This is a genomic window from Kaistella sp. (genome assembly GCF_049588135.1).
Lineage (GTDB): Bacteria > Bacteroidota > Bacteroidia > Flavobacteriales > Weeksellaceae > Kaistella.
Map to the genome: position 1 here is coordinate 26,254 of NZ_JBAVFG010000076.1, position 8,655 is coordinate 34,908.

At 34.2% G+C, this 8,655-nt stretch carries 10 protein-coding genes; 9 read left to right on the top strand and 1 reads right to left on the bottom strand.

Annotation, left to right across the window (positions count from 1 at the left end):
* Positions 1–51 precede the first annotated feature (51 nt).
* Both WBY99_RS04320 and WBY99_RS04325 read left to right on the top strand, forming a co-directional pair.
* Positions 52–1,077: an EpsG family protein gene (locus WBY99_RS04320; RefSeq protein ID WP_423975104.1), complete on the top strand. Its 1,026-nt coding sequence runs from the start codon at positions 52–54 to the stop codon at positions 1,075–1,077.
* A 2-nt stretch (positions 1,078–1,079) separates the two neighbouring features.
* A complete protein-coding gene (locus WBY99_RS04325; RefSeq protein WP_423975105.1) occupies positions 1,080–1,907 on the top strand; it encodes a glycosyltransferase family 2 protein in 828 nt (275 codons plus the stop codon).
* A gap of 37 nt (positions 1,908–1,944) precedes the next feature.
* Here WBY99_RS04325 and WBY99_RS04330 read toward each other — a convergent pair whose 3' ends face one another.
* A complete protein-coding gene (locus WBY99_RS04330) occupies positions 1,945–3,189 on the bottom strand; it encodes a hypothetical protein (RefSeq protein ID WP_423975106.1) in 1,245 nt (414 codons plus the stop codon).
* Positions 3,190–3,255: 66 nt separating this feature from the next.
* Between WBY99_RS04330 and WBY99_RS04335 the strand changes: the two genes are divergently transcribed.
* The 7 genes from WBY99_RS04335 to WBY99_RS04365 all read left to right on the top strand — a co-directional run.
* A complete protein-coding gene (locus tag WBY99_RS04335; protein WP_423975107.1) occupies positions 3,256–3,987 on the top strand; it encodes a glycosyltransferase in 732 nt (243 codons plus the stop codon).
* Positions 3,988–3,991: 4 nt separating this feature from the next.
* Complete coding sequence (locus WBY99_RS04340) at positions 3,992–4,333, top strand: phosphomannose isomerase type II C-terminal cupin domain (RefSeq protein ID WP_423975108.1); 342 nt, start codon at positions 3,992–3,994, stop codon at positions 4,331–4,333.
* Positions 4,334–4,350: 17 nt separating this feature from the next.
* Positions 4,351–5,283: a GDP-L-fucose synthase family protein gene (locus tag WBY99_RS04345; RefSeq protein ID WP_423975109.1), complete on the top strand. Its 933-nt coding sequence runs from the start codon at positions 4,351–4,353 to the stop codon at positions 5,281–5,283.
* 4 nt (positions 5,284–5,287) lie between these two features.
* Positions 5,288–6,292, top strand: coding sequence for an NAD-dependent epimerase/dehydratase family protein (locus WBY99_RS04350; protein ID WP_423975110.1), 1,005 nt, complete (start codon positions 5,288–5,290; stop codon positions 6,290–6,292).
* 48 nt (positions 6,293–6,340) lie between these two features.
* Positions 6,341–7,549 (top strand): glycosyltransferase family 4 protein, encoded by a 1,209-nt coding sequence (locus WBY99_RS04355; RefSeq protein ID WP_423975111.1) that lies wholly within the window; start codon positions 6,341–6,343, stop codon positions 7,547–7,549.
* Positions 7,549–8,145: a GNAT family N-acetyltransferase gene (locus WBY99_RS04360; RefSeq protein WP_423975112.1), complete on the top strand. Its 597-nt coding sequence runs from the start codon at positions 7,549–7,551 to the stop codon at positions 8,143–8,145. Before WBY99_RS04355 ends, WBY99_RS04360 begins: the two co-directional genes overlap by 1 nt.
* A partial coding sequence (locus tag WBY99_RS04365) for a DegT/DnrJ/EryC1/StrS family aminotransferase (protein WP_423975113.1) occupies positions 8,145–8,655 on the top strand: 511 nt, incomplete at its 3' end. The genes WBY99_RS04360 and WBY99_RS04365, both read left to right, overlap by 1 nt.

Sequence of the window (8,655 nt, forward strand, 5' to 3'; positions counted from 1 at the left end):
AGAGCATTTTCAGAAACTAATGAATAGCAATACAATACTACAATTTGATTTATGATAACCGAACTTTTATTTTTTTTTAGTATCCTATTATTGTTTGTTGTTTTTCAAACAAAAAATGTTCTAATCAATAAGATCATCTTTTTTTGTGTAACATTAAGTCTAATAATTTTGGCTGGCTTTAGGGATGCGACTGTAGATCGAGATTACCATGTTTATTTCTTCTATTGGCAACTAAGGCAGGTTGATGTAGAAGTATCCTTTATCATTCTTAAAAACTTTCTGAAGAACTACTTAAATCTTCCATTTGCCACACTACTAATTACATATGCAATTTTAGGGGTTACTACTAAGCTTATTGGTATTAAGAGAATTTCTCCTTTTTTCTATCTTTCTTGTCTGGTTTATTTTAGTCACTATTATTTACTACATGAGCTCACCCAGATTAGAGCAGGAGTAGCTTCAGGTTTCTTTCTTATTGCACTTTATTATTTATATGAACGTAAAGCAGAATATTTTATCTTCTTTGTTATCTGTGCAGGTTTTTTCCATTATTCTGCATTTATAGCGCTCCCGCTATGGTTTATAAAAAAAGACTCTAAAAATATTTACGTTTATACTTTACTGATTCCAATAGGTTATATTTTGCATTTTGTTGGTGGGAATGTCTTTAGTCATATTCCGATACCTTACATTCAAGAAAAAGCTGAGGTTTATCAAAAATTGCAAGATCTTTCTATAGGTGATGCAGATAAGATTAATGTCTTCAATTATATGTTTCTAAGCAAAATTGCAATCCTGCTGGTTCTGCTGTTCAATGCGAAGAAAATTTATCTTCAGAATCAATATATTTATCTTTTATTAAAAATATATGCAATTTCATTAGCTGCTTTTCCAGGTTTGTCAGCAGTTCCTGCTTCCGCTTTTAGAGTTCAGGAGTTTTTGGGCGTGGTAGAAATTATTTTAATTCCAATGATTGTGTATCTTTTCCGTGTGCGATTTATTGGCTATCTTGTGGTCGTACTTATTGCGGTCGGCTATCTGATGTTAAATCTTTTTTATAATAAATTAATTTTATAGAAATGCAGGAAATTGCTATTTTGCTTGCTACCTACAATGGTGAAAAATACCTTCGCCAACAGCTAGATTCTTTAATAGCACAAAGTTTCTCTGGGTGGAAACTGTATATCCGCGATGATGGCTCTACCGATCATACGGTAAGCATTATTAAAGAATATTGTAATTTGGATCAGCGGTTCTTTTTTATTGAAGACGCTCAACAAAATAAAGGAGCAAGAGACAGCTTTTTTTCACTTCTAGAATCAGTAGATTCTTCTTATTACATGTTTTGTGACCAGGATGATATTTGGCTAGACACCAAAGTAGAGCAATGTTATAATGAAATAAAAAAAGCTGAATCCTTACATAAAGATTTCCCAGTATTGGTAGCAACTGATGCTAAAGTGGTAGATTCAGATCTCAAAATCATCAATCCTTCCTTTTGGAATTATACGAAAGTTAACCCAGAGAGATTAATTAAAAACTGCTATTTACAGGTTTTTAATTTTGCGCCCGGATGTACCATGATGTTTAATCATTCTCTTAAAAAATTAGTAAAACCCATCCCCAAAAACATATTGATGCATGATTGGTGGTTGCTGATTTTGGCAGAACGTTATGGTGTTATCAAAATTATCAATCGACCGCTAATTTTATATAGGCAACACAGTTCAAACACTTTGGGAGCACACCAAGTAGATGAGAATTATTTTTTAGGGAAGCTTAAGAATTTAAGAAATGTAATTGCGAGCCAACAACAGCACTTGCAATTCTTAAAGGAAATAAATGGTCTTTCAAAATTAAATTATTATCAAATAAAATTGTTTTATAATTTAACCCGTTTGAAATAATAAAGGATACCCACGCTAATTATTAGGATTGTCAGAATTAAAAAAAAAAGGTAGAGCTCTTTCCGTTATTAATAATTCTGTTATTTTCAAACTTTAAATTTTTCAAGCTGTTTTTATTAATCAGAAAGTTTTTTTGAATATCTGTATTTTCAAATAAGCTAGATTTTATGGTGAAATTATTGAATTCATTTTCTTGTTTGTAGAAGTACAATTTGTCGTTGTTTTTAAAGGTAAGATTATCATATAACACTTCGTACGCCTTTCTAAAATCCAAGATTGTTTTAAAACCATCTATTGTTGAGTTCTGAAAGATTATTTTATTTTCACCATCATTATAATTTCGATAGGAATCATTTCCGATAACAGCCAATGGCGTTCGAACCTTATTGAAATTGCAATTTTCGATGATAAATCCATAGCTTGATTTTACAGGATTCTCTTTGCTTTTATCCATCAGAAAAATAACAATGGCAGCTACGCCCCCTATGTTTGTAAAATCACAATTTCTAATAATCCCATTTCGAGAAACCTGCCAATTATCCATCGGCTCTACGTCAATTGCAGCGGGCATTCCATCTCGGGTAATATTTTTGAAACTGCAATTTTCAACTAGAAATCCATCGCAATAATAAAAACTTATTCCTTGTCTGTTTTCATTGTTAATGCCATCAAATTTGCAGTTCTCAATGGTGACATCTTTATTATATGCACCGTAGTTTTTAGTGAAATCAATTCCGGCGTTGATGCTGATCCCATCACCTAAAAAGCCGGTAAAAGAAGAGTTTTTCACGGTAAAACCGGAAACGCCATGGGCGGAAATTTGATGAGACAACTCATCAAAACCTAATTTTACAACATCAGATACGAAATGTAAATTGTCAATAATGATATTTTTAATGCTGTTTCGGTCATCAAACTGTTTAGAAACTTGTGCATCGAAAAGAAAACAACCATCTGCCGCATTTATTCTGGAATAAGAATTCCATCTTTCGATTAATATTCTTTTTCCAAGAAAAACCTGTTTGATGGTAGAACCATTTCCTTTAAATGTAATATTGCTGTATTTTTTACCAAAAAATTTCACATGAGAAATATAATACGTACCAAGCGGTATTTCCATCGTTCCACCGCCCAAGGCTGCGAGTTGATCAGCGCATTTTTGAAAAGCTGTGGTATCATCTTTTGTGTCCTTTCCGTTTGCACCAAATTGGGTTACATCGAGGGTGTTTGAATAGAAGAAATTATAAACGATAAGAGTTGATAATAAAAGAATTCTCTTCATTTTTTTTTAAATTAAAATTTGTATTTTTGCTCGTAATTTACAAATATAATAATTTCAAGATCATTGATGACGAAAAGCGTTTGCATAGCAACTTTTAACGGAGCCCAATATATTGCCCAGCAGTTGGATTCTGTTATTGAGCAACTTGGTGTAGATGATGAGATTATTATTGTAGACGATTGTTCCACAGATCATACTTTGGAAATTATTGAGACCTATAATGATGATAGAATAAAAATTTATCGGAATGATAAAAACTTACGTCATGTGAAATCTTTTGAAAGAGCGATTTCTTTAAGTAATAATGCCCTTGTTTTTCTTTGTGATCAAGATGATTTATGGGAAAAGGATCGGTTAAAAACTTTTGAAAAGTATTTCTTACAGTATCCTGACGTTTTACTTGTGTCTAGTAATTTCAGTTGTATTGATGATCATGGTGATCGTGTAGAGAACAATTTGCGAAAAGTGTCGCCAGAAGATAGTTTTTCATATAAAAAAAATATTCTGGCTGTTTTCGCCGGTAAAATTGGTTACTTTGGCTGTGCAATGGCTTTTAGAAGGGAATTGATTTCGAAAGTGCTGCCGATTCCGGGATACGTTGAAGCGCATGATTTATGGTTTGCGATGGCAGCAAATATTTTGAAGGCCAATCTTCATATTGATGATAAAACACTGTATCATCGAATCCATAGCAGTAACGCGAGTGATTTAAGAAGAAACGTTCGGGGAAGAATAAAAGCGAGATTAGGTTTTTTAAAATCCTATTTAGAACTTGCAAAAAGAATTGGAAAAAACTAAAAAAATGGAACAGGACATTAGACCCTGGGGTCAGTATTGGGTGCTGGAAGATGCCGCAACCCATAAAGTAAAACGTATTCTGGTAAAACCCGGCGGAAGACTTTCTCTCCAATATCATGAACATCGAGCAGAAGTTTGGACCATTATCGAAGGGAATCCTATCGTAACAATCGATGAGCAAAAAATATCGTGTGTTCCGGGACAAACTGTTATAATTCCTTTGGGTGCGACACACCGAATAGAAAATCAAACCTCCGGGAATGTTATTTTCATAGAGGTTCAGCATGGTACTTACTTTGGTGAAGATGATATTGTGAGAATTGAAGACGATTATAAAAGAATTTAACTGCAACAGTTAACCGTTTGAAATCAACAAAAATATATATTGCAGGACATTGCGGAATGGCTGGACGCGCGATAGCCCGTTCGCTTGAACAGGCAGGCTATCATAACGTCATTGGGAAAACCAGCAAAGAACTTGATTTAAGAAATCAAAAGGAAGTGCAGGATTTTTTTGAAGCAGAAAAGCCAGAAGTCGTTATAGATGCCGCAGCTAAAGTTGGGGGGATTCTTGCCAATAAAAATTTCCCGTATCAATTCCTGATGGAGAATCTACAGATTCAAAATAATTTAATTGATGGTGCTCATCAACACCATGTTAAAAAATTTATTTTCTTAGGAAGTTCTTGTATTTATCCAAAACAGGCATTACAACCCTTAAAAGAAGAGTGTCTTTTAACTGATGTATTGGAACCCACCAACGAAGCGTATGCCATAGCAAAAATTGCAGGTGTCAAAGCTTGTGCAACCATACGCAGGCAGTTTGGGAAAGATTTTTTCAGCTTAATGCCAACCAATTTATATGGTCCTTTTGATAACTTTGATCTGGAAACTTCCCATGTTATTCCGGCGATGATCAGAAAATTTGAAAATGCTAAAAATAATGGAAATTTAGCCGTAACTTTATGGGGTAGCGGAACACCTTACCGGGAATTTCTTTATGTAGAAGATTTGGCTGAGGCAGTGAAGTTTGCCTTAGAAAATAAAATGGAGGAAGAGTTATATAATGTGGGAACTGGTATTGATTTACCAGTAAAAAAATTAGCAGAAATCATTCAGAAAACAGTTGGGCATACTGGCGAGATCATTTGGGATGATTCTAAGCCAGACGGTACACCGAGGAAATGGATGGATGTTTCGAAATTAAAAAATAAAGGATGGTCTTATTCTGTAGCATTAGAAGAAGGAATCCGAAGAACGTACGAATGGTACATTAACAACAAAAAAGAATATTAAAAAAATGAAGAAAATTGTAATTTTAGGTGGCGGTGGTTTCATAGGCGGTCATTTGGCTAAAAGATTGAAAGAAGAAGGTAACCATGTAAGGATTTGTGATATTAAAAATCACGAATATTTCAGCCACGAAGAAATATGTAATGAATTTATTTTAGGTGATTTAACAGATCCCAGAGTGGTAGAGCTTGTTATAGAAGAAGGGGTTGACGAATTGTATCAGCTTGCTGCAGACATGGGAGGCGCGCTCTATATTTTTACAGGAGAAAATGATGCCAACGTGATGCACAATTCTGCAATGATCAATTTGAATGTTGCCAAAGAATGCGTTACCAAAAATGTTAAAAAAGTTTTCTATTCTTCATCAGCTTGTATGTATCCGGAGCATAATCAATTAGATCCTAACAATCCAAACTGTGAAGAGTCTTCAGCATATCCTGCAAATCCAGACTCAGAATATGGGTGGGAGAAACTATTCTCAGAAAGAGTTTTTTTGGCATTTAAGAGAAATTACAAATTAGATGTGCGTGTTGCTAGATTTCATAATATATTTGGACCACAAGGAACCTGGAAAGGTGGAAAAGAAAAATCCCCTGCAGCCATGTGTAGAAAAGTTGCTGAAGCTAAAGCCGGAGATGCCATTGAAGTTTGGGGTAACGGACTGCAGACAAGATCATTTTTGTATGTAGATGAATGTGTAGAAGCGGTACTGCGTTTAATGCATTCAGATTTTACTGGTCCAGTAAATATTGGAAGTGAAGAAATGGTAAGTATTAACCAGCTGGCGCAAATGGCAATCGATATTTCAGGAAAAGATTTATCAATTGATAATATTGACGGTCAGGATTTCATCGATAAATATGGGTTCAAATGTCCTTTAGGTGTTAAAGGTAGAAATTCCGATAACAAATTATACCGCGAACAAGTTGGTTGGGAAGTTAATCAACCTTTACTCGTAGGGATGAAAAAAACTTTTGAGTGGATTACCGAGCAATCAAAAAAATATTCATAACAACCTGTCCATCTTCTTTTAAAAATTGTGACCATACAATAATATAATATGAAATATAAATTAATTATTTCCTGTGTTTTTCCGCCTGAACCTACCGTTTCAGGACAAGTAATGTTTGATGTAGCGACAGAGTTGTCCAAAACAGGAAAAGTTAAAGTAATTACTCCCAGACCTACCAGACCTTTCAATTTCAAGTTTGATCAAAATAGGATTTCGAAAGTCGACTTTGAACATATTATCACTAATTCATTCACAAGTCCGGAAATGTCTTTGATTGGAAGATACAAAGAAAGCAAAAGTTTTGGGAAATGGTGTTTCGATTATATTACCAAAAATCATAAAGACATTGAACTTGTGTACATGAATGCCTGGCCATTATTTGCACAGGAAGAAATTATAAAAGCAACCAAAAAATTTAATATTCCCTGTGTAACAATTATACAGGATATTTATCCGGAATCTTTAATAAACAAATTGCCTTTTGGAAAAGGGATTATTCAGAATGTCTTATTGAAAAAAGACCGGTTTATTTTGCATAACTCTGCCAAAGTTCTCTGCATTTCAGATAATATGAAAGCTTATTTAGCAAAATCTAGAAATTTACCTCTAGATCATTTTTCTGTGATTGTTAACTGGCAAGATGAAAATACTTTTATTAAGTATTTCAAAGATAATGCTGATTTTAAAGATGAAACCGGACAGAAGCCTTTTACCTATATGTATTTAGGAAATAATGGACCGGTTGCTGGTGTCGAATTTTTAATTGAGTGTTTTGTAAAAGCAGCAGTAACTAATTCCCGTCTAATTATTGCAGGAAGTGGTTCTAAGAAAGAAGATTGCGAAAATCTTGCAAGGAGTCTGAATGCGAAAAATGTTGAATTTATATCTGTCCCGGAAGGTAAGGTGCCACATACCCAAGATATTGCAGATGTCATGTTGTTGCCGGTAAAAAAGAATGGAGCATACAGTTCTATCCCGTCTAAATTGCCAGCTTATATGTTTTCTAAAAAACCAATTATTGGGAGCTTAGATATAGACAGTGATACCGCAAAAGCAATTATAAATGCCGATGCAGGAATTGTTATTGAACCTGAAAACCAAGAAAAATTGGTGGCTGCTATGAAAGAAATCGCTTCCTGGCATTCAGACCAAATTAAAGAGAAGGGGCAAAACGGCTATCGTTATGCAATGGAGAATTTTTCTAAAAGTGGAAACCTTAAGAAAATCACCCAGATTATACAAAACTTAGAAATGTAATGTTGAAAGTAAGAAAAGCTACAAAGCGGGATATTGATTCCGTCGTAGAAATACACCTGAAACGTTTTTCTAATTTTTTTCTCACCTCACTGGGGAAATATTTCCTCAAGGTTTTTTACACAGCATTCCTTAAAAATCCTGGATTATTACTGATTCTGGAAGATGAGGGCAAAATAAAAGGTTTTGCTGCCGGAAGCAGAGATAACCGTAATTTCTTCAAAAAACTGTTAAAAAATAATCTTTTTGAATTTGTATTTTCCGGAGCCCAGATTCTAATCACTAAACCTGCCGCATTAAAAAGAATGGCATTAAATGCAGGTAAATCAGAGAAAAACAACCTCATTTATGCAGAGCTTCTAAGTATCGCAACGCTTAGAAATAAGAAAGGGTATGGTAAAATACTACTCGCAGAATTCGAAAAGGAAATTGCAAAGGAAAATATAGAAAATTTACCATTATCTTTAACCACAGATTACGACGAAAATGAAAAGGCAATCGGATTTTATAATGAAAGTGGCTATGAAGTTTATCAGATTTTCGAGAGTTATCAAAATAGAAAAATGTATCGTTTTATAAAATATATTGTAAATAAATAATGAAAATACCTTTTGCACCCCCTTTTATCGATGAAGATATTATTGCTGAAGTAGTAGATACCTTAAAATCGGGTTGGATTACAACAGGTCCAAAAGTAAAAGCACTTGAAGAAGAAGTGGCAAAACTTACTGGAGTACCTCATGTGCTTTGTGTTAATTCCTGGACTTCAGGAGCAATTTTGATTTTAAAATGGTTTGGTATCAAAGAGGGCGACGAGGTGATAATTCCCGCATACACCTATAGTGCTACTGCTCTTGCAGTATTGCATTGCGGCGGAACTCCTGTAATGGTAGATGTGAAAGACGATTTCACCGTAGATCCCGAAAAAATTAGGCAGGCAATTACAGAAAAAACAAAAGTAATTATGCCGGTCGATATTGCCGGACTCCCATGCGATTATGATCCCATTAATCAAATGGTTGATCTTCCTGAAATTAAAAGTCTTTTTCAGGCTCATTCTGAGAATCAAAAAAAACTGGGTAGAATTCTAATTCTTTCCGATGCTGCTC